16 protein-coding genes are annotated in these 19,322 nt (G+C 79.4%); 11 read left to right on the forward strand and 5 right to left on the reverse strand.

From position 1 onward, the window contains the following. Positions 1-238: 238 nt before the first annotated feature. Positions 239-1,696: an aldehyde dehydrogenase family protein gene (locus WDV85_RS13605; protein ID WP_445263335.1), complete on the reverse strand. Its 1,458-nt coding sequence runs from the start codon at positions 1,694-1,696 to the stop codon at positions 239-241. A gap of 224 nt (positions 1,697-1,920) precedes the next feature. Between WDV85_RS13605 and WDV85_RS13610 the strand changes: the two genes are divergently transcribed. From WDV85_RS13610 to WDV85_RS13650, 9 genes are all read left to right on the forward strand, one after another. Further along, on the forward strand, positions 1,921-3,564 hold the full coding sequence (locus WDV85_RS13610) for a carbamoyltransferase family protein (protein WP_339571140.1): 1,644 nt from the start codon (positions 1,921-1,923) through the stop codon (positions 3,562-3,564). Next, entirely contained in the window at positions 3,561-5,153 is a 1,593-nt protein-coding gene (locus tag WDV85_RS13615; protein ID WP_339571141.1) for an HAD-IIIA family hydrolase, read from the forward strand. Before WDV85_RS13610 ends, WDV85_RS13615 begins: the two co-directional genes overlap by 4 nt. Next, positions 5,150-6,406, forward strand: a complete 1,257-nt coding sequence (locus WDV85_RS13620; protein WP_339571142.1) for a glycosyltransferase family 9 protein — start codon at positions 5,150-5,152, stop codon at positions 6,404-6,406. The genes WDV85_RS13615 and WDV85_RS13620 overlap by 4 nt, the downstream gene beginning before the upstream one ends. Next, positions 6,403-7,422: a glycosyltransferase gene (locus WDV85_RS13625; protein ID WP_339571143.1), complete on the forward strand. Its 1,020-nt coding sequence runs from the start codon at positions 6,403-6,405 to the stop codon at positions 7,420-7,422. The genes WDV85_RS13620 and WDV85_RS13625 overlap by 4 nt, the downstream gene beginning before the upstream one ends. Continuing rightward, positions 7,419-8,642: a glycosyltransferase gene (locus WDV85_RS13630; protein WP_339571144.1), complete on the forward strand. Its 1,224-nt coding sequence runs from the start codon at positions 7,419-7,421 to the stop codon at positions 8,640-8,642. Before WDV85_RS13625 ends, WDV85_RS13630 begins: the two co-directional genes overlap by 4 nt. Continuing rightward, complete coding sequence (locus WDV85_RS13635; protein ID WP_339571145.1) at positions 8,639-11,077, forward strand: PfkB family carbohydrate kinase; 2,439 nt, start codon at positions 8,639-8,641, stop codon at positions 11,075-11,077. Before WDV85_RS13630 ends, WDV85_RS13635 begins: the two co-directional genes overlap by 4 nt. Before the next feature lie 107 nt (positions 11,078-11,184). After that, on the forward strand, positions 11,185-11,880 hold the full coding sequence (locus WDV85_RS13640; RefSeq protein ID WP_171203650.1) for an SDR family oxidoreductase: 696 nt from the start codon (positions 11,185-11,187) through the stop codon (positions 11,878-11,880). Positions 11,881-11,924: 44 nt separating this feature from the next. Then, positions 11,925-13,010 (forward strand): glycosyltransferase family 9 protein, encoded by a 1,086-nt coding sequence (locus WDV85_RS13645; protein WP_339571147.1) that lies wholly within the window; start codon positions 11,925-11,927, stop codon positions 13,008-13,010. Beyond that, complete coding sequence (locus WDV85_RS13650) at positions 13,007-13,942, forward strand: DNA-3-methyladenine glycosylase family protein (RefSeq protein ID WP_339571148.1); 936 nt, start codon at positions 13,007-13,009, stop codon at positions 13,940-13,942. The genes WDV85_RS13645 and WDV85_RS13650 overlap by 4 nt, the downstream gene beginning before the upstream one ends. Here the strand turns inward: WDV85_RS13650 and WDV85_RS13655 are convergent. Next, positions 13,917-15,212 (reverse strand): cation:proton antiporter, encoded by a 1,296-nt coding sequence (locus WDV85_RS13655; RefSeq protein WP_339571149.1) that lies wholly within the window; start codon positions 15,210-15,212, stop codon positions 13,917-13,919. The two genes, WDV85_RS13650 and WDV85_RS13655, sit on opposite strands and share 26 nt — an antisense overlap. A 122-nt stretch (positions 15,213-15,334) precedes the next feature. On the opposite strand from WDV85_RS13655, the gene WDV85_RS13660 reads away from it, so the two are divergent. Together WDV85_RS13660 and WDV85_RS13665 are read left to right on the forward strand one after the other, a co-directional pair. Next, positions 15,335-15,748, forward strand: coding sequence for a hypothetical protein (locus WDV85_RS13660; RefSeq protein ID WP_339571150.1), 414 nt, complete (start codon positions 15,335-15,337; stop codon positions 15,746-15,748). Between the two features lie 170 nt (positions 15,749-15,918). Next, a complete protein-coding gene (locus WDV85_RS13665) occupies positions 15,919-16,797 on the forward strand; it encodes a fructosamine kinase family protein (RefSeq protein WP_339571151.1) in 879 nt (292 codons plus the stop codon). A 44-nt stretch (positions 16,798-16,841) separates the two neighbouring features. Here the strand turns inward: WDV85_RS13665 and WDV85_RS13670 are convergent, their stop codons facing one another. From WDV85_RS13670 to WDV85_RS13680, 3 genes are read right to left on the reverse strand one after another with little or no spacing between them, the layout of a single operon-like run. Beyond that, complete coding sequence (locus WDV85_RS13670) at positions 16,842-18,002, reverse strand: putative manganese transporter (RefSeq protein ID WP_339571152.1); 1,161 nt, start codon at positions 18,000-18,002, stop codon at positions 16,842-16,844. Between the two features lie 6 nt (positions 18,003-18,008). After that, the gene (locus WDV85_RS13675; RefSeq protein ID WP_339571153.1) at positions 18,009-19,073 is read right to left on the reverse strand and encodes a UDP-glucuronic acid decarboxylase family protein; all 1,065 of its coding nucleotides are present in this window, start codon (positions 19,071-19,073) and stop codon (positions 18,009-18,011) included. Positions 19,074-19,081: 8 nt separating this feature from the next. Further along, on the reverse strand, positions 19,082-19,279 hold the full coding sequence (locus WDV85_RS13680) for a DUF2795 domain-containing protein (protein WP_171204368.1): 198 nt from the start codon (positions 19,277-19,279) through the stop codon (positions 19,082-19,084). Positions 19,280-19,322 lie beyond the last annotated feature (43 nt).

The raw sequence follows: 19,322 nt of genomic DNA on the forward strand, positions 1-19,322 counted from the left end.
GGTCCGCCGATCTGAGGAGCGGACCGACGCGCCGAGCGCGGGCCTCACCCGTTCGGCCCTCCCGGCGACCACGCGCCCGGCAGCCGCTCCGCGCACCGGCCCCGGGCACCTGCTCCGGGCACCTGCTCCGGGCGCCCGCTCGGTCGCGGGCATAGGCGCTCCCGGTCGACCCCCGTGGCCGGGTCGGGCCGGCCCGACCCGCTGCGCCGGCGTCGTCCGGGCCGGCCGCGCCGACCCGTCAGGCGGTGGGCGCCGCCTCCAGGTGGACGGCCTTGAGCGCGGTGAGCTCGCCCAGCAGGTCGGGGCCGAAGCCCCGGCCCTGCCCGCTGCCCCGGCGCGGGTCAGCGGAGCCGCCCGGCGCGCCCCCGAAGACGGCGTTGACCTTGACGGTGCCGACCTCGAGCGCCTCGGCCGCCTCCAGGGCGTGCGCGGTGCTCGGGGTGAGGACGGTCGCGGCGAGCCCGTAGTCGCCCGCCGCCGCGAGCGCGAGGCCCTCGGCGAAGGAGGAGACCCGGGTGACCGCGGCGACGGGCCCGAAGGTCTCCTCCGTCATGAGCCGCATGCCGTCGGTGCAGCCGTCGAGCACCGTCGCCGGGTAGAAGGAGCCCGGCCGGTCGAGCCGCGAGCCCCCGGCGAGCACGCGCGCGCCCGCGTCGACGGCCTCGCGGACGTGCTCGTCGACGAGGGCGAGCTGGCGCTCGTCGACGAGCGGCCCGAGGCCGGTCGCGGGGTCCGCCGGGTCGCCCGGGCGCAGCCCGTCGGCGAGGGCCACGAGCTCGGCGAGCACCGCGTCGGCCACGTCCTCGTGGACGTACACCCGCTCGACGGCCGTGCACAGCTGGCCGGTGTTGGTGAAGGCGCCGACGGCGACCTGCCGGGCCGCCCACGCCGGGTCGACGCCGGCGTCGACGACGAGCGGGTCCTTGCCCCCGTTCTCGAGCAGGGCCCGGCCCCCGCGCGCCCCGACGGCCGCGGCGATGCGCCGGCCGGTCGCGGTGCTGCCGACGTGGGCGACGACGTGCACGCGCGGGTCGGCGGCCAGGGCGGCCCCCGTCGCGCCGTCGCCCGCCAGCACGTCGAGGACGCCGTCCGGCAGGGCCCCGGCGATCCGGCGCGCGAGCTCGTGACCGGCGCGGGCCGAGCGCTCGGAGGGCTTGTGCACCACCGTGTTGCCCGTGACGAGGGCCGCCGCGAGCAGCCCCGCCGCCGCCGGGTACGGGTCGTTCCACGGCGTGAGGACGGCGACGACGCCGCGCGGCTCCCGACGGACGACGTCGACGGCGTCGACGGCGCCCCCGAGCGAGCGGCCCGTGTCGAGGACGCCCGTGACGGCGGCCTCCTCGAGCAGCTCGGCGGCCACCTCGGCGGACGCGCGCGCCTGGCCGAGCAGCCGGCCCGTGGTGGCCGTGAGCAGGGCGCCGAGCTCGTCGGCGTCGGCGCGCACGGCCGCGGCCGCGGCCCGGAGGGCGGCCGCGCGCTCCCCGGGCGGGGTGCGGCGCCAGGCGGTGCGCGCGGCGTCCGCCGCGGCCACGGCGCGGGCCACCTCCTCCTCCGTGGCGGGGACGACCTCGCCGACCCGCTCCCCCGTCGCCGGGTCGACGACCTCGAGCAGCCGGTCGCCCTCGGCCGGGACGGCGCGGCCGCCGACGAGGTGCTCGGCGAGCCGGTGCGGGGCGGCGCCCCCGGCGGCGCCCACGCCTCGGGCGGGCTCGCCGGCGGGGACGTCGCGGCCCGGCACGAGGTGCGGGGTCGAGGGCTCGGGGGCGGAGGTGGAGGTCACGGGGCATGTCTACCGCCCGCCGCCGACGGCGCCGCCGCCCGCCCGCCGCCGGTGCCGCCGTCCCGCCTCGTGCCGGGACGGTGACGCGCCTCCGCACCCGGCGCACGCCGCTGTCGGTCCGCCGTAGTAGGAAGTGCCCCATGCGCGTCCTCGGCGTCAACGCCGTCTTCCACGACCCCGCTGCCGCTCTCGTCGTCGACGGCGAGGTCGTCGCCGCCGCCGAGGAGGAGCGCTTCAGCCGCCGCAAGCACGGCAAGCGGCCCGTCCCCTTCTCCGCGTGGGAGCTCCCCGAGCTCGCCATGCGCTGGTGCCTGTCCGAGGCCGGCCTCGAGCCGGGCGACCTCGACGCCGTGGCCTACTCCTACGACGCGTCCTGGTGCCGCCCGGCCGAGGAGATGGGCCTGCAGGACCCGTGGGACCACCTGCGGACGACCTACGCCGAGAAGGTCGCCGGCTTCCTCACCACCGCCCTGCCCGGCCTGGACCGCGACAAGGTCGTCCCGGTCCGCCACCACGTGGCCCACGCGGCGTCGGCGGGCCTGGCCGTGGCCGAGGACTCGAGCGTCCTCGTCCTCGACGGCCGCGGCGAGCGCGCCTCGCACCTCGCGGGCCGCTACGTCGACGGGAAGCTCGACGTCCTCACCACCACGGACCTGCCCGACTCGGTGGGCCTCGTCTACGAGTCGCTCACCGAGCACCTGGGCTTCCTGCGCAGCAGCGACGAGTTCAAGGTCATGGCGCTGGCGTCCTACGGCGAGCCGCGCTTCGCCGATGCGCTGCGCGAGCACCTGCACGCCACGGGCGACGGCCGCTACGTCGCCCGCGAGCCCGACTGGACGCGCTTCGCCCCGCGCCGGGTCGACGACGGCACGTGGGGCGGGGCGCACGCCGACCTCGCCGCGTCCGTCCAGCTCCTCGTCGAGGAGCTGCTCGTCGACCTCGCCACCTGGCTGCACGGGCAGACGGGCGACCGGCTGCTGACGATGGCCGGCGGCATCGCCCTCAACTGCGTGGCCAACAGCCGCGTGTGGCGCGAGTCCCCCTTCGAGGAGGTCTGGGTGCAGCCGGCCTCCGGCGACTCGGGCACGGCGCTCGGCGCGGCCCTGCAGGTCAGCGCCGACGCGGGCGTGCGGCCGCGGCCGATGCCGGGCGCCGACCTCGGCCGCTCCTGGTCCGACGACGAGCTGGCGGCGTGGCTGCGCACGGCGCGCGTGCCCTTCACGACGCCGGACGACCTCGCCGGCGAGGTGGCCGACGTCCTGGCGGGCGACGGCGTCGTCGCCTGGTTCGACGGGCGCGCCGAGTTCGGCCCTCGGGCCCTCGGCCGGCGCTCGCTCATGGCCCACCCCGGCCGTGCGGAGAACCTCGAGCGCCTCAACGACGTCAAGGGCCGCGAGCAGTTCCGCCCCGTCGCGCCCATGGTGCTGGCCGAGCGCGCCGAGGAGATCTTCGCCGACGGCCCCTTCCCGAGCCCCTACATGCTCTTCGTGCACACCGTCCGCCCCGAGTGGCGCGAGCGGATCCCCGCGGTCACGCACGTCGACGGCACGGCGCGCATCCAGACGGTCGACGCCGAGCGCACCCCGCACGTCGCGGCGCTGCTCGAGGCCTTCGCCGAGCGCACCGGCCTGCCCGTCGTCGTCAACACGAGCCTCAACACCGCGGGCCGGCCCATGGTCGACGACCCCCGCGACGCGCTCGAGCTCTTCGGGTCCGCGCCCGTCGACGTGCTCGTGCTCGGCCCCCACCTCGTGCGCCGCGCCGACGCCTTCGCCGCGGCGTGACGGCGGCCGTCCCCCCGGCCGACGCCCCGCGCGCGGCAGCGGCGAGCGAGGGCGCCGCGGGAGCCGGCGTCGCCCACGACGTCGTCGTCCCCAGCATCGGCCGCCCCAGCCTGCTCGCGCTGCTGCGCAGCCTGGCGGGCCAGGACGGCCCGCCGCCCGCCGAGGTCGTCGTCGTCGACGACCGCCGCGAGCCCGACCCCGGGCTCGAGGCCGACCTCGTGCGCGCCCTCGGGGAGGACCCGGGGGCGCCGCCGTGGCGCCTGCGGGTCGTCCGCAGCCGCGGCCGGGGCCCCGCCGGGGCGCGCAACCTCGGGTGGCAGGTCACGTCCTCGCCCTGGGTGGCCTTCCTCGACGACGACGTCCTCCTGCCGGCCGGCTGGTCGCGCGGTCTGGCCGCCGACCTCGCCGCGGCGGACGCGGACCTCGGCGGCTCCCAGGGGCGCCTCGACGTGCCCCTGCCCGCGGGGCGCCGCCCCACCGACTGGGAGCGGGGCACGAAGGGCCTCGAGACGGCGGCGTGGGCCACGGCCGACATGGCCTACCGGCGCCGGGCCCTGGAGGACGTCGCCGGCTTCGACGAGCGCTTCCCCCGCGCCTACCGCGAGGACGCCGACCTGGCCCTGCGCGTGCGCCGCGCCGGGTGGTGCCTGGAGCGCGGGCGGCGCACGACGACGCACCCGGTGCGCCCCGCCGACGCGCTCGTGAGCCTGCGCGTGCAGGCCGGCAACCGGGACGACGCCACCATGCGCGCCCTCCACGGGCCGCGGTGGCGCGAGGTCGCCGACGTCCCGCGGGGGCGCCTGCGCTGGCACGCGGCCACGTGCGCCGCGGCGCTGCTCGGCGTCGGCGGGCTGCTGGCCGGCCGCCCGCGCGCGGCCGCCGTCGGGACGCTGGCCTGGACGGCGCTCACCGCCGACTTCGCCCGGCGCCGCATCGCGCCGGGCCCGCGCACCGGCGCGGAGGTCCGCGCCATGCTGCTGACGAGCGCGGCCATCCCGCCCGCCGCCGTGCGCCACCGCGTGCTCGGCGAGCGCGCGGCGCGCCGGGGGCTGCCCGCGTGGCCGCCACCGGTGCGGGCCGTCCTCTTCGACCGCGACGACACCCTCGTGCACGACGTGCCCTACAACAGCGACCCGGCCCGCGTGGAGCCGGTCGCCGGCGCGCGCGAGGTCGTCGCGGCCCTGCGGGACGCGGGCGTCGCCACCGGCGTCGTCAGCAACCAGTCCGGTGTCGCGCGCGGGCTCCTCTCCCCCGCCCAGGTCGAGGCGGTCAACGCCCGCGCCGACGAGCTCGTCGGCCCGTTGGGCACCTGGCAGTGGTGCCCCCACGGCCCCGAGGACGGCTGCCGCTGCCGCAAGCCCGGCCCGGGCCTCGTCGAGCGGGCCGCCGCGGCCCTGGGCGTGCCGGTCGACGCGTGCGCCGTCGTCGGCGACATCGGCGCGGACGTCGAGGCCGCACGGGCGGCCGGGGCGCGCGGCGTCCTCGTGCCGACGGCGCGCACGCTGCGCCGCGAGGTCGAGGACGCCCCCCTCGTCGCCGACGACCTCGCGGGCGCCGTGCGGCTGCTCGTGCCGGGGGCGCTCCCGTGAGCGGGGCCGCCGTCGACGCGCCCGGCGCCGGCGTCGGGGCCGCCGGCTCCGGGAGCGGGCGGGGTCGCGCCCGGCGCGTGCTCGCCGTCCGCCTCGACAGCGACGGCGACGTCCTGCTCACGGGCCCCGCCGTCCTCGCGCTGGGCACGGGGGCCGACGGCGCCCCCCGCGAGGTCGACCTGCTCGTCTCCCCGCAGGGCCGGGCGGCGGCGCACCTGCTGCCGCGCGTCGCCGAGGTCCGGGTCGAGCAGGTGCCGTGGAGCGGGTACGCGCCCGCCGCCGCCGACCCCGCGGCGCTGCAGGCGCTCGTCGCCTGGATGGCCGGGCGGGCGCACGAGGAGGTCGTCGTCTTCACCTCCTTCCACCAGAGCCCGCTGCCCATGGCGCTCCTGGCCCGGCTGGCCGGGGCGCCGCGGGTCGTCGGCACGAGCGAGGACTACCCGGGCTCCCTGCTCGACGTCCGCCACCGCCGCCCGGGCGGCGCCGACGGGAGCGGCGGCGGTCACGAGGTCCTCGCCGCCCTCGACCTCGTGGCGGCCACGGGCCGCGCCGTGCCGAGCCGCCCCCGCCTCGCCGTGCGCACCGACCTCGTCGACGCCGCCGAGCGCGCCCTGCCCGCGACGCCCGCCGGGGCGCGCGGCCTCGTCGTGCTGCACCCGGGGGCGTCCGTGCCCGCCCGGGCGCCCTCTCCCGCCGTGGCCGCGGACGCCGCGGCCGCGCTCGTCGACGACGGGTGGGCCGTCGCGCTCACCGGCTCCCCCGCCGAGGCCGCGCTCGTCGCGGACGTGCGCGAGCGCGCGTCCCGGGCGGCGAGCCCTGGGGTGGGTGGCCGGGCGGGGAGCACAGGGGCGGGCGGCCGGCTGGTCGACCTCGCCGGCGCCACGGACCTCGCCGGCCTGGCCGCCCTGCTGCGGCGCGCCGACGCCGTCGTCGTCGGCAACACCGGCCCGGCGCACCTCGCGGCGGCCGTGGGCACGCCGGTCGTCTCCCTCTTCTCCCCCGTCGTCCCCGCCGAGCGCTGGGCGCCGTGGGGGGTGCCCACGGTCCTGCTGGGCGACCAGGGGGCGCCGTGCGCCCTCTCGCGGGCCCGCGAGTGCCCGGTCCCGGGGCACCCGTGCCTGCAGCTGGACGGCCGCAGCGTCGTGGAGGCCGTACGGTCGGTCGTCGGCGTCCAGCCCGGTGGCGCCGCAGGATCGGTCGAGCGGGTCGCGGGGCCGAGCGCCGCCGGGACGCGAGGAGGAGCACGCCCGTGAGGGTCCTGCTGTGGCACGTGCACGGCTCGTGGACGACGTCGTTCGTCCAGGGGCGGCACACGTACCTGCTGCCGGTGCTGCCCGGGCGCGGCCCCGACGGCCGCGGCCGCGCCCGCACGTGGGACTGGCCCGCGTCGGCCCTGGAGGTCACGCCCGAGGAGCTGGCCGCCTCCCCGCCGGACGTCGTCGTCCTCCAGCGCGCCCACGAGGGCGAGCTGCTGCGCCGCTGGACCGGGCTCGTGCCGGGCGTCGACGTGCCCGTCGTCCACCTCGAGCACGACGCCCCGACCGACCACGCCGCGCGCAGCCGCCAGCGGGCCGCCGACGGGCGCGACCTCGTCGTCCACGTCACCGCCTACAACGCGCTCATGTGGGACAACGGCGCGGCGCCGACGACGGTCGTCGAGCACGGCGTCGTCGACCCCGGCCCCCTCGCCACCGGCGAGCGCGCCTCCCTCGGCGTCGTCGTCAACGAGCCGGTGCGGCGCGAGCGCGTGGCGGGCACCGACGTCGTCCTCGACCTCGCGCGCTCCCTGCCCGTCGAGGTCTACGGCATGGGGATGGTCGCGCTGGGCGAGCTCGCGGACGCCCGCGGCGTCCCCGCCCTCGGCAGCGCCTCCGGCGCGCTGCACGACGACCTGCCCCAGCACCGGATGCACGCCGAGCTGGGCGCCCACCGCGCCTACCTGCACCCCTACCGGTGGACGAGCCTCGGCATGGCGCTGGTGGAGGCCATGACGATCGGCATGCCCGCGCTCGCCGTCGCCAGCACGGCCGCCGCCGACGCCGTGCCCGCGGCCGGCGGCGTCGTCAGCGCCGACCCGCGGGTCCTCGCCCGGGCGGCCCGCGCGTGGCTCGACGACCCGGCCCGGGCGCGGGAGGCCGGTGCGGCCGCGCGCGAGCACGCCCTCGCCCGCTTCGGGCTCGCCCGCTTCCTCGCCGACTGGGACGAGGTCCTCGACGCCGTCGTCGCCGGCGGCCTGCCCGCGGCCGCCCGCCGGGAGGTCCTCGCATGAGGGTCGCGATGGTCTCCGAGCACGCCAGCCCGCTCGCCGCGCTGGGCGGCGTCGACGCCGGCGGTCAGAACGTCCACGTCGCCCACCTGGCCGCGGCGCTGGCGGCGCGCGGGCACGCGGTCGACGTCTACACGCGGCGCGACGCCGTCGACCTGCCCCCGCAGGTCGAGCTCGTCGACGGCGTCACCGTGGTCCACGTCGACGCCGGTCCCCCGGCCGAGGTGCCGAAGGACGCGCTGCTGCCGCACATGGACGCCTTCGGCCGGCGCCTCGCCGAGCACCTGCTCGAGCGGCCCGCCGACCTCCTGCACGCGCACTTCTGGATGAGCGGGGTGGCGACGCGGGAGGCCGCCCGCTCGGTCGGGCTGCCGTGGGTGCAGACCTTCCACGCGCTCGGCTCGGTGAAGCGGCGCCACCAGGGCGGGGAGGACACGAGCCCGCCCTCGCGCGTGGCCGTCGAGACCGAGCTCGCGGCCGAGGCGGACGCCGTCCTCGCCACCTGCCGCGACGAGGTCTCCGAGCTGGCCGACCTGGGGGCGCCGCACGACCGCGTGCGCGTCGTCCCCTGCGGCGTCGACGTCGACCTCTTCACCCCCGAGGGGCCCGTCGGCGGGCCGGAGCGGCAGCAGCAGCACCGCGTCGTCGTCGTGGGCCGCCTCGTGGAGCGCAAGGGCGTCGAGGAGGTCGTGCGGGCGCTGGCCCTCGGACCGACCTCGGCGCTGGCGCGGACCGAGCTGCTCGTCCTCGGCGGCCCGCCCGCCGACCACCTCGCCATCGACGCGGAGGCCCAGCGGCTGCGGGGCCTGGCCGAGGAGCTCGGCGTCGCGGACCGCACGCACCTGCTGGGGCGGGTGGACCACTCCGACCTGCCCGCGCTGCTGCGCGGGGCGGACGTCGTCGTCGCCACCCCCTGGTACGAGCCCTTCGGCATCGTGCCGCTCGAGGCGATGGCCTGCGGCCGCCCCGTCGTCGGCAGCGCCGTCGGGGGGCTGCTCGACACCGTGGCCGACGGCGTGACGGGCGCCCTCGTGCCCCCGCGCGACGCCGTGGCGCTGGCCGCGGCCCTCGGGCCCCTGCTCGAGGACGCCCCCCGCCGCGAGGCGTGGGGCCGGGCGGCGCGCGAGCGCGCCGTCGCCGGCTTCAGCTGGCGGGAGGTGGCCGCCCGCACCGAGGACGCCTACGAGGGCGTGCTCGCCCGCACCCGCCTGGAGGCCCTGTGAGCGACGAGCCGACCCGCCGCGAGACGAGCGGACCGGGGCCCGAGCCGGGCCGCGAGGCCGGCGCGCCCGCCGGGCCCCACGAGCACGTGGAGGGCGGACCCTGGCTGTCCGAGCACGTCGACGAGCTCGTCGCCGCGCTGGGGCGGCTGCGCGCCAGCGCCGACCGCGTGCACCGGTGGGGCGCCGAGCTCGCGGGCGTCCTCGCCGGCGGCGGCCGTCTGCTCGCGGCCGGCAACGGCGGCAGCGCGGCGGAGGCCCAGCACCTGACGGCCGAGCTCGTCGGGCGCTTCGTGGGCGAGCGCCGACCGCTGTCGGCCATCGCGCTGCACGCCGACTCCTCGAGCACGACGGCCATCGGCAACGACTACGGCGAGCGCGAGGTCTTCGCCCGCCAGGTGCAGGCCCACGGCCGCCCCGGCGACGTCGTCGTCCTGCTGTCGACGTCCGGGCGCAGCCCCAACGTCCTGGAGGCGGCGGCGCGGGCGCGGGCCGGCGGCCTGCGGGTGTGGGCGCTCACCGGCCCCGCCCCGAACCCGCTGGCCGAGCTGGCCGACGAGGTCGTCGCCGTCGACGCCCCCTCGACCTCGGGCGTGCAGGAGGGGCACCTCGTGCTCGTGCACGCCCTGTGCGCCGGCGTCGACGCGGCGCTCGCGGCGGCCGACGCCGGCGCCCAGCGGCCGGTGGCCCTCCCGGGCGCGGTCCCCGCGGCCGTCCACGCCGCCGAGGACCCCGCGGGGTCCGAGGCCCCTGCGGACCTCGGGGCCGCCCCGGGCCGGGACGACCTCTCGCGCGGGACCGTCGGCGCAGACATGGGCGAGCCGGTCGACCAGGAGCCGGTCGACCAGGGCGCCGAGGACGACGTCGAGCGGCCCCGTCGACGCCGCCGGCGGGTCGTCGTCGTCGGCGACGTCGTCCTCGACCGCGACCTCGACGGCGTCGTCGAGCGGGTGGCCCCGGACGCGCCGGTGCCGGTCGTCGACCTGCGCGCGACGACGGAGAGCCCCGGCGGCGCCGGCCTCACCGCGCTGCTCGTGGCCGCGGGCCGCGGCGACGGGCGCCCCGGCACGACCGGACCACGCTCGACCAGCGGCCCGGGCGGAGCGCCGCGCGGCGCGGAGGACGCGGGCGTCGACGTCGTCCTCGTCGCCCCCGTCGGCGACGACGAGGACGGCGAGCGGCTGCGGGCGGCGCTGGCCGCCGCCGACGGCTCCCTGGAGCTCGTCGCGCTCCCCCACACCGGCGCCACGCGGACGAAGACGCGCGTGCGCGCCGCGGGGCAGTCGCTCGTGCGCGTCGACTCCGGCGGCCCGGGCACGCCCTCGGCGCCCGACCTCGACGAGCTGCGCGCCGTCCTCGCGCGCGCGGACGTCGTCCTCGTGTCGGACTACGGCGCCGGCACGACGCACGACCCCGGCGTGCGCGCGGTGCTCGGCGCGGCCGCCGCGGCGGTCCCGGTCGTCTGGGACCCGCACCCCCGCGGCGGGGAGCCCGTCCACGGCTGCGCGCTCGTGACGCCCAACCTCTCCGAGGCGGCGCGCGTCCTGGGCGGCGCCCCGCGCGCCGACGACGCGGCCGGCGCGCTGGCGCGGCGGTGGGCCGCCCGGGGCGTCGTCGTCACCGCCGGCGAGCGCGGGGCCTTCCTCGGCCTCCCGGGCAGCGAGCCCGTCTACGTGCCGGCGCCGGTCGTCGCCGGCGGCGACCCGTGCGGCGCGGGCGACCGCTTCGCCGCCACGGCCGCCCTCGCCCTCGCCGACGGCGCCGTCCTGCCCGAGGCCGTCGTCGACGCCGTCGCCGACGCCTCCGCGTGGGTGGCGGGCGGCGGCGCCTCCGGGTGGCGGGCCCACCGCGCCGCGGCCCCGACGAGCGCCGCGGCGCTCTCCGGCCGGCGCGGGGCGGTGGCGCCGGTGGAGGGCCCGGCGGCCGACGGGGTCCCCGCCGGCACGGCGTCCGCGGCGGACGCGCGCGCCCACGTGGCGGGAGTGCGCGCCGCGGGCGGTGTCGTCGTCGCCACGGGCGGGTGCTTCGACGTGCTCCACGCCGGGCACGTGGGCTGCCTCGAGGCGGCGCGCCGGCTCGGTGACGCCCTCGTCGTCCTCGTGAACTCCGACGCGTCCGTGCGCCGGCTCAAGGGAGAGGGCCGCCCGGTCCAGAGCCAGGCCGACCGCGTGCGCGTCCTCGAGGCGCTGGAGGCGGTCGACGCCGTCGCCGTCTTCGACGAGGACGACCCCCGCGAGGCCCTGCGCGTCCTGCAGCCGGACGTGTGGGCCAAGGGCGGGGACTACGGCGCCGCGGGCGCCGACATGCCCGAGGCGCCGCTCGTGCGGGGCTGGGGCGGGCGGGTCGTCCTGCTCCCCTACCTCGACGGGCGCTCGACCACCGAGATCCTCCGCCGCGGGGCCCCCGCGGCGGTCGTCGCAGAGCAGGAGAACCCGTGACCGAGAGCTCCACCCCGACCGACCCGACGACGCCGGCGGGCCCGACCACCGGCACCGGCCGCACCATCGCCCCGGCCACCGGTCCCGCCGTGGGCCCCGAGGGCGGCATGGCCGGTCAGCGCGAGCTGGGGGTCGTGTACGTCACGGGCGGCTCGTCCGGCCTCGGCGCGGCCGTCGTCGAGGTCGTCACCGCCCTCGGCGGCACCGCCGCCGTCATCGACCGGGACGCGCCCGCCTCGGGCGCCCCGCACGCCGTCGCCGACGTCTCCGACGCGGCCTCGGTCGAGCGCGCCGTCGCCGAGCTCGTCGAGCAGGTGGGCCCGCCGACGGCCGTCGTCACCGCCGCGGGCACCGACGCCGTCGGCCGCCTCGAGGACGTGCCCGCCGAGCGCTGGGCGCAGGTCGTCGGCGTCAACCTCGTCGGCACGGCGGCCGCGGTGCGCGCGTGCCTGCCGCACCTCAAGGCCTCCCGCGGCGTCGTCGTCACCGTGTCGAGCTCTCTCGGGCTGCGCGCGGCGAGCGACGCGACCGCCTACTGCGCCAGCAAGTTCGGCGTCGTCGGCCTCACCCGCGCCCTCCAGCTCGAGCTGGCCGGCGAGGTCGGCGTGACGATGCTCGTGCCCGCCGGGATGCGCACGAAGTTCTTCGACGGCCGCACCGAGCAGTACAAGCCCGGCCCGGACGCCGACCTCATGGACCCGCGCGTCGTCGCCCACTCCGTGGTCCACGCGCTGCGCCAGCCCGTCGGCACCGAGGTGCGCGAGATGGTCGTCACCGTCTCGACGGAGCCGTCCTGGCCCTGACGCCGGGCCCCTCGCCCGCCGCCCCGACGGCGCCGCCGTCGGGGGTGGCCGGGCCGCGGGTCGTCCTGGCGCTGCGTGCTCTGGGTCTCGGGGACGCCCTCACGGGCGTCCCCGCCCTGCGCGGGCTGCGGCGGGCGCGTCCCGACCACCTGCTCGTGCTCGCGGGCCCGCCGGGGCCCGGTGAGCTGCTGCGGCGCCGGGGCGTCGTCGACCGGGTGCTGCCCGTGGAGGGCGTGCGCGCCCTCGACGAGGCCGCGGTCGCCGGCGCCCTGCGCGCCTCCCCCGACGTCCTGCCCCCGGGGCGCTGCGTCGACCTCGCCGCCAACCTCCACGGCCGGGGGCCGCAGAGCGCCCGCGCCCTGCGCGCCGTGCTCGACGAGCGCGGCTCCGCGGGCGCCCGGCTCGTCGGGCACCGCTGCCCTGCAGCCGGTCTCGACGAGGGCCCGGAGTGGGACGGCGACGCCGCGGAGGTCGACCGGTGGGTGCGCCTCGTCGTCGCCGCCGGCGGCCCGTGCTCGGCGGACGACCTCGTGCTGCCCCCCGCCGGCTCCGGTCCCGCCGGCGACGGCGAGCTGCCCCGCCTCGCGGGGGTGGTCGTCCTGCACCCGGGCGCCGCGTCCGGGGCGCGCCGGTGGCCCGCCGACCGGTGGGCGGCGCTGGCCGCCCAGCTGCTGGCGGACGGCCACCGGGTCGCGCTCACGGGCGCGGGCGCCGAGGCGGAGCTCACGGGCGAGGTCGCCCGCAGGACGCGGGCGGCGAGCGCCGGAGCCGCCCGCACCGGAGGGCCCGACGACGACGCGGGGCACCTCGTCGACCTGGCGGGCCGCTGCGACCTCGAGCAGCTCTCCGACCTGGTGGCGCGGGCCCGCGCCCTCGTCTGCGGGGACACGGGTGTGGCGCACCTGGCGACCGCCCTGCGCACGCCCTCGGTGCTCCTGTTCGGGCCGACGTCGCCGGCCGCGTGGGGGCCGGCGGTGGACCGCGACCGGCACGCCGTCCTCTGGCGGGCGCCGGACGCGGGCTACCGCGGCGACCCGCACGCCGACGCCGTCGACCCGGTGCTCGCGCGCACCGGGGTGGACGACGTCCTCGCGGCCCTGCGGGCGCTCCCGTCCCGGCCGGCCGCGTGAGCGAGGCGACCGCGGCGCAGCCCCTCGCCGCGGCGAGGGTCGCCTTCACGCCGCCGCTGCACGCGCCGCAGCTCTTCGGCCACCTCGCGGCGACGGCGGTCCCGGGGGTCGAGGCGTGGACCGGCGGCGCGCTCGTCCGCAGCCTCGCGCTGCCCGGCGGACCGGGCGTCGTCCGCGTCGCCCCGCCGGGGCCGGACGAGGACGCCGTCGTCGTCGAGCTCCTGAGCGGCTCCCCGGACGACCTGCCCGCGGCGGCCGCCGCCGTCCGCTGGTGGCTCGACCTCGACGTCGACCCGGCCGCCGTCGACCCCGTCCTCGCGCGCGACGCGGTGCTGGCCCCGCTCGTCGCCGCGGGCCCCGGGAGGCGGGTGCCCCGCTCGGCCGGAGCGGCGGAGACGGCCGTGCGGGCCGTCCTCGGCCAGCAGGTGAGCACCGCGGCGGCGCGCACCCACACCGGTCGGCTCGTCGCCGCCCACGGCACGCCGCTCCCGGTGCCGGTGGCCGGCGTCACGCACCTCTTCCCGACGCCGGCGCAGCTCACCGCGGTGACGGCCGCCGAGCTGGCCCTGCCCCGCACGCGGCAGCGGACCCTCCTCGGCCTCGTCGCCGCCCTGGCCGACGGTCTGCTCGCGCTGCCGCCCGGCCGACCCGCCGCGGAGGTGCGCGAGGAGCACCTCGCCGCCCTGCGGGCGCTGCCCGGCGTGGGCCCCTGGACGGCCTCGACCGTCGCCCTGCGCGGCCTCGGCGACGACGACGCCTTCCTGCCGGGCGACCTCGGCGCCGTCGCGGCCGCGCGCTCGCTCGGTCTCACCGACGGCGCCCGGGGGCTCGAGCGGCGGTCGGCCGCCTGGTCCCCCGTGCGCGGCTACGCCCTGCAGCACCTCTGGGGCGCGCTGCCGCACCCGATCAACGCGCTGCCGGTCCGGCGCTGACCTGGCCCCGGGCGCCCCCGCCCCCGCTGCCGCCGCTCTCCCCCTCGCCGCTCCCCCCGTCACCGCTCCCCCCGTCACTGCTGCCCCTGCCACTGCTGCCCCTGCCACTGCTGCCGCCCTCGAACCAGCGCGCGACGAGGACGTCGGTCGAGGAGTGGGCGAGGACGGACAGCACGATCGTCAGCGCGACGAGGTGGAAGAGCTCCTGGCTCGCCGGGATGCCCGAGCCGAGCACGAGGAGCCCGTAGACGACGGACGCGAAGCCCTTGGGCCCGAACCAGGCGGCCGCGACCTGCTCGCGCACCGGCAGGCCGGTGCCGAGGAAGGAGGGGAAGAGGGCCACGGGGCGGGCGACGACGATGACCGCCACGGCGAGCACCCAGCCGAGCACGGGGATCTCGCCGAGGAACTGCGGGGAGATGAGCGCCCCGAAGACGAGCAGCGCCGCCAGCTTGAGCAGCTCGGAGACGAGCTCGCCGAACTCCTCGAAGGCCTCGTGGTGGCGCGGAGAGACGGTCGCCGTCGTCACGCCGGCGGCGAAGGCGGCGAGGAAGAGGTTGCCGTGGGTGGCCTGCCCCAGCCCGAGGACCAGCAGGCCGATCGCCACGGCCGTCAGCGGCTGGTAGTCGCGCGAGGCCGCGAAGAAGCGCGTCGCCTCGAGCTTGAGGGCCACGAGCGGGACGACGACGCCGATGGCCAGGCCGACGGCGAGCTCTCCGGCCAGCGTGCCGAGGTCGAGGTCCTCCGCGCCCGAGGCCACGGACAGCAGGACGAGGACGAAGGGCAGCGCGAGGCCGTCGTTGAGGCCCGACTCGACGTTGAGCAGGTGCCGCAGTCGCTGCGGGACCTTCTCGTTCCCGACGAGCGCGGCCGCGAAGACGGGGTCCGTCGGGGCCAGGACGGCGCCGAGCAGGAGCGACTCGACCCACGACAGGTCGGTGAGCAGGTGGGCCAGCACCGCCGTCACGCCGAGGGTGAGCGGCAGCCCGAGGACGAGCGCCCGGCCCGGCAGGCGCCAGGCGGACCGCAGGTCCGACCAGCCGGCGCGCATCCCGTCGGAGAAGAGGACGGCGAAGAGCGCCAGCTCGGCGAGGGTCCCGACCACCTCGTCCTCCGGGGCCAGGGGCAGGACGTCGGTCACGCCGCTGCCGAGCAGGAAGCCCGCCGCGAGGAAGAGGACGGCCGTGGACAGCACGGTGCGCCGTGCCAGGTTGGAGAGCAGCACGGCCACGAGGAGGACGGCCGCGAAGGCGACGAGGAGGGCGGTCACGCCCGCCAGGCTGGCGCAGACCCGCGCTCCCGGCCCGGTGGCGGCGCGGCGACGGGTCCGGGTGGCGGGGCGGCGGCAGGCCCGGGTGGCGGCGGGGCTGGGCGCCGGGGCACGGTCGTGCCGTGGGCGCGAGCGCGGGTCCGGGCGAGGACGGGGACACGGGGCGGGACACGGGGCGGGACACGGGGCGGGACACGGGGCGGGTGACGGCGGGCGACGAGCGCGAGCGCCTGCTCGCGCGCTACCGGGAGCTCGTCCTCGACGTCCTGCCGCGGCGGGGGTGCGCGGAGGGGTGGGCCGTGCAGGTCGACCACTGCGTGGGCCGGGTGGTGCTCGACAACACCCTCGGCGGAGCCTGGCGCACCGTGCTGCCGGCCGGCCGCGGTGCGGCCTACGCGCGCCTGGCGCCCGAGGAGCTGGCCCGCGCCGTCGAGCTGGCCGAGCGGATGGACGCCGAGGGCGCCGACCTCGTCGCCGAGCTCGACGCGCGCAGCCTCGCCTGGCGCGGCAAGCCCGCCAAGCGGCCCCCGCGCTGAGGAGGCGGGCGAGGACGGTCGCGTCCCCGCCGTCGGCTCCGGCATCTGCTCGACGGACGTGACCGTGCGCGGTCACCTCCGTCGACCAGGTCCGGCGTCAGGACCCGTGGAGGTCCGTCGCCTCGTCCGTCCGGCGCGACGTGCGCCGCCGCCGTCCCCAGGATGGACCGATGGCCTCCCGTGGGACGACGCACGACGACCTGCCCGCCGAGCTCGGCGAGGTGGTGGAGCGCCGCCGCCTCGGCGGCGGCGACATCGGCGCCTCGGAGGAGGTGCGGCTGGCCGACGGGCGGCGCCTCTTCGTCAAGCGCTACGCCCGCGAGGACGGCGCGGAGATGGTCGCCTCGGAGGCCGCGGGGCTGCGCTGGCTCGCCGGGGCCGACGGCGGGCCGCCCGTGCCCGAGGTCGTCGCGGCGCACGGGCAGGTGCTGGCGCTCGAGCTGGTCGACGTCGCCGGGAGCGCGGCCTCCGACGACGAGGGCCTCGAGCGCTTCGGCCGCGAGCTGGCCGCGCTGCACGACGCGGGCGCCGACGCCTTCGGCGCCGTGCCCGGGGGCGCGTCGCCGCACCTGGGGTCGCTGCGGGTGCCCGTGGAGCCGACGTCGTCGTGGCCCGCCTTCTGGGCCCAGCAGCGGGTGCTGCCGCTGGCCCGGCTGGCGACCGACCGCGGGCGGCTCGCACCGCGCGACCTCGCCGCCGTCGAGGGCGCCGCCGCCCGCGCCGAGGAGGTCATGGGCCCGCCGGAGCCTCCGAGCCGGTGCCACGGGGACCTGTGGTGGGGCAACGTCGTCCGCGCCCGGGACGGCCGCCGGTGGCTGCTCGACCCGTCCGCGCTCGGCGGGCACCGCGAGGCCGACCTCGCGCTCCTCGACCTCTTCGGCGGGCTCCCGCCCCGGCTCGTGGCCGCCTACGAGGATGTCCACCCCCTCGCCGGCGGGTGGGAGGGGCGGGTGGCGCTGCACCAGCTCGTGCCGCTCCTCGTCCACGCCGCGCTCTTCGGCGGCCCGTATGGGCCCGCAGCGGGCGAGGCGGCCCGCACCGGGCTCTGACGGCGACAGCGCAGAGGACGGGGAGGCCCGGCGGTGGTCCGGCGTCAGCCGGTGACGAGGAGGGCGACGCCCCCGACGACGAGGGCCGGCACCACCGTGACGGCGCTCGCGAGGACCGCCGAGCGGCGTCGCAGCGCCAGCAGCGGGATGAGCGCGTCGCCGTCCTGGCTCACGGCGTTGGCGAGCAGCGTCGCGACGGGCACCGCCCCCGTGAGGTAGAGCGACGTCAGGACGATCTGGACGGCGCAGCCGGGCACGAGCCCGACGAGGGCCCCGACGACGACCCCGGCGACGCCGACGAGCGGCAGCTGCGAGCCGTCGAAGCCGGTGGCGCCCGAGAGCACCTCCCAGCCGACGAAGACGGCGGCCACCCACCCGACGATGACGGACGTCTCGGCGGCGCCGCGGCGCAGCACCTCCGCCGGCGTGCGCACGTCGGCGGCCAGGCGCTCGCGCCCGCCGCGGCGGGCCAGCAGGACGGCGCCGCAGACGAGCGAGCCGAGGACGCCCAGGACGAGCAGCGGGTCGACGCCGCCCAGGGCGGCCAGCGGCCCGGTGCGCGCCTGCGCCGCGACGGCGACGGCGGCCGGCACCGACAGCACCACCACCGCCCAGAAGACCCGGTCGAGCGGCTCCAGCCGCTCGGAGGGTGCCGCGGCTCGGAGCGGGGGCGGCCCGGACGGCGGTGGTGACGCCCCGCCCCCCGGGCCCGCGCGGAGGGCGAGCCGGCGCCAGGGGCCCCCGCTCGTCGTCGCCGCAGCCCGGCGCACGGCGGGCACCGCCCGCTCGGCGGCGAGGTCCTCCGGCGAGGGACCGAGGCCCACGGCGTCGACGACGTAGCCGGTGACGACGCCGGTCACGAGGAGCACCGCGTGGACGACGAGGGCCGTCACGGGCTCGCCCGCGATGATCACCCAGGAGGAGTCGCCCATCGTCGCGACGAGGGCGGCGACGACCGTCCCGAAGGAGACGGTCCCGCGCAGGAAGAGGGGGACGACGAGGATCGCCCCGGCGCAGCCGGGCGAGACGCCGAGCAGCGCGCCCACGGCGGGCGCCCAGCGCGCCCGGCGGGCGAGGAGGTCGAGCAGCCGGTCCCCGTGGCGCACCTGCAGCCACCCGAAGGCGGCCACGAGCACGGCCACGGGGACCCCCACCTGGAGGAACGCGTCCGCCAGGGCGGTGGCCAGCCGCTCGAGGAGAGGCACCGCCGGTCAGGCGCCCGCGGGCACCGCTCCGGCGGGCACGCCGCCGGCGCCGTCACGGGACCCCGCCGCGACGGGGCCCGTGCCGCCGTCCGCGAGGGCCTCGCGGAACCACGCGACGGTGCGGGCGAGCCCGTCCTCCCACGCGACCTCCGGCGCCCACCCGAGCGCCTCGGCCGCGAGGCGCGTGTCGGGGCGGCGGACCTGCGGGTCGTCGACCGGGCGCCCGACGAAGGCGAGCTCGGAGGAGGACCCGGTGGCGGCGATGACGTCCTCGGCGATGCGCCGCACGGTCAGCTCGTGCGGGTTGCCGATGTTCACCGGCCCGGCGTGGCCGGAGGAGGCGAGCAGCAGGATGCCGCGGACGAGGTCGTCGACGTAGCAGACCGAGCGCGTCTGCAGGCCGTCGCCCGCCACCGTGACGGGCTCCCCGGCGAGCGCCTGCCGCACGAAGGTGGGGATGGCCCGACCGTCGTGGGGCCGCATCCGCGGGCCGAAGGTGTTGAAGATGCGCACGATGCCCGTGTCGACGCCGTGGGAGGTGCGGTACGCCGTCGTCAGCGCCTCGGCGTAGCGCTTGGCCTCGTCGTAGACGCCGCGCGGGCCGACGGGGTTGACGTGGCCCCAGTACTCCTCGGGCTGAGGGTGCACCTGCGGGTCGCCGTAGACCTCGGAGGTGGAGGCGAGCACGAAGCGGGCGCCCTTGTCCTTCGCGAGCCCGAGGGCGTGCATGGTGCCGATCGAGCCGACCTTGAGCGTCTCGATGGGCAGCTTGAGGTAGTCCACCGGCGAGGCCGGCGACGCGAAGTGGAGGACGAGGTCGACGTCGCCCGGCACGTGCACGTAGTCGGTGATGTCGCACCGCACCAGCCGCAGTCCGGGGTGCTCGGCGACGTGCGCGAGGTTGGCCGGCGTCCCCGTGAGGAAGCTGTCGAGGCCCACGACCTCGGTGCCGCGGGAGAGCAGCTCCTCGACGAGGTGGCTGCCGAGGAAGCCGGCCGCCCCGGTGACGACCGCCCGCCGCGGCGGGTCGGGGCGGGTCGTCACCGGGGCGATCGAGGCCAGGTCGCTCACGCGGGCTCTCAGGCCTGGTCGGAGAAGGCCGAGCTGACGCCGCTCGGGCCCTCGTACTCGCGGTCCGGGATGCCGCGCAGCGCCTCGAGCACGTCGTCGGGCGCGCCGCTGTCCTCGGCCTTCTTGACGATGGCGTCCTTGCCGGCCGGGTAGTCCAGGCCCGACAGGTGCTTCTGCAGCTCGATCGGGTTCGGGCGGTTCGCCATGGCTCCTCCAGCGTGGTCGGGCGCCGAGGGGTCGTCGGCGCCG

The sequence above is a fragment of the Pseudokineococcus sp. 5B2Z-1 genome, from assembly GCF_037482305.1.
Lineage (GTDB): Bacteria > Actinomycetota > Actinomycetes > Actinomycetales > Quadrisphaeraceae > Pseudokineococcus.

Coding starts and splice junctions, on each gene's coding strand:
- WDV85_RS13630 (WP_339571144.1), top strand. CDS start 7,419: ATGAGGGTCGCGATGGTCTCCGAGCACGCCAGCCCGCTCGCCGCGCTG.
- WDV85_RS13665 (WP_339571151.1), top strand. CDS start 15,919: ATGGCCTCCCGTGGGACGACGCACGACGACCTGCCCGCCGAGCTCGGC.
- WDV85_RS13610 (WP_339571140.1), top strand. CDS start 1,921: ATGCGCGTCCTCGGCGTCAACGCCGTCTTCCACGACCCCGCTGCCGCT.
- WDV85_RS13640 (WP_171203650.1), top strand. CDS start 11,185: ATGGCCGGTCAGCGCGAGCTGGGGGTCGTGTACGTCACGGGCGGCTCG.
- WDV85_RS13680 (WP_171204368.1), bottom strand. CDS start 19,279: ATGGCGAACCGCCCGAACCCGATCGAGCTGCAGAAGCACCTGTCGGGC.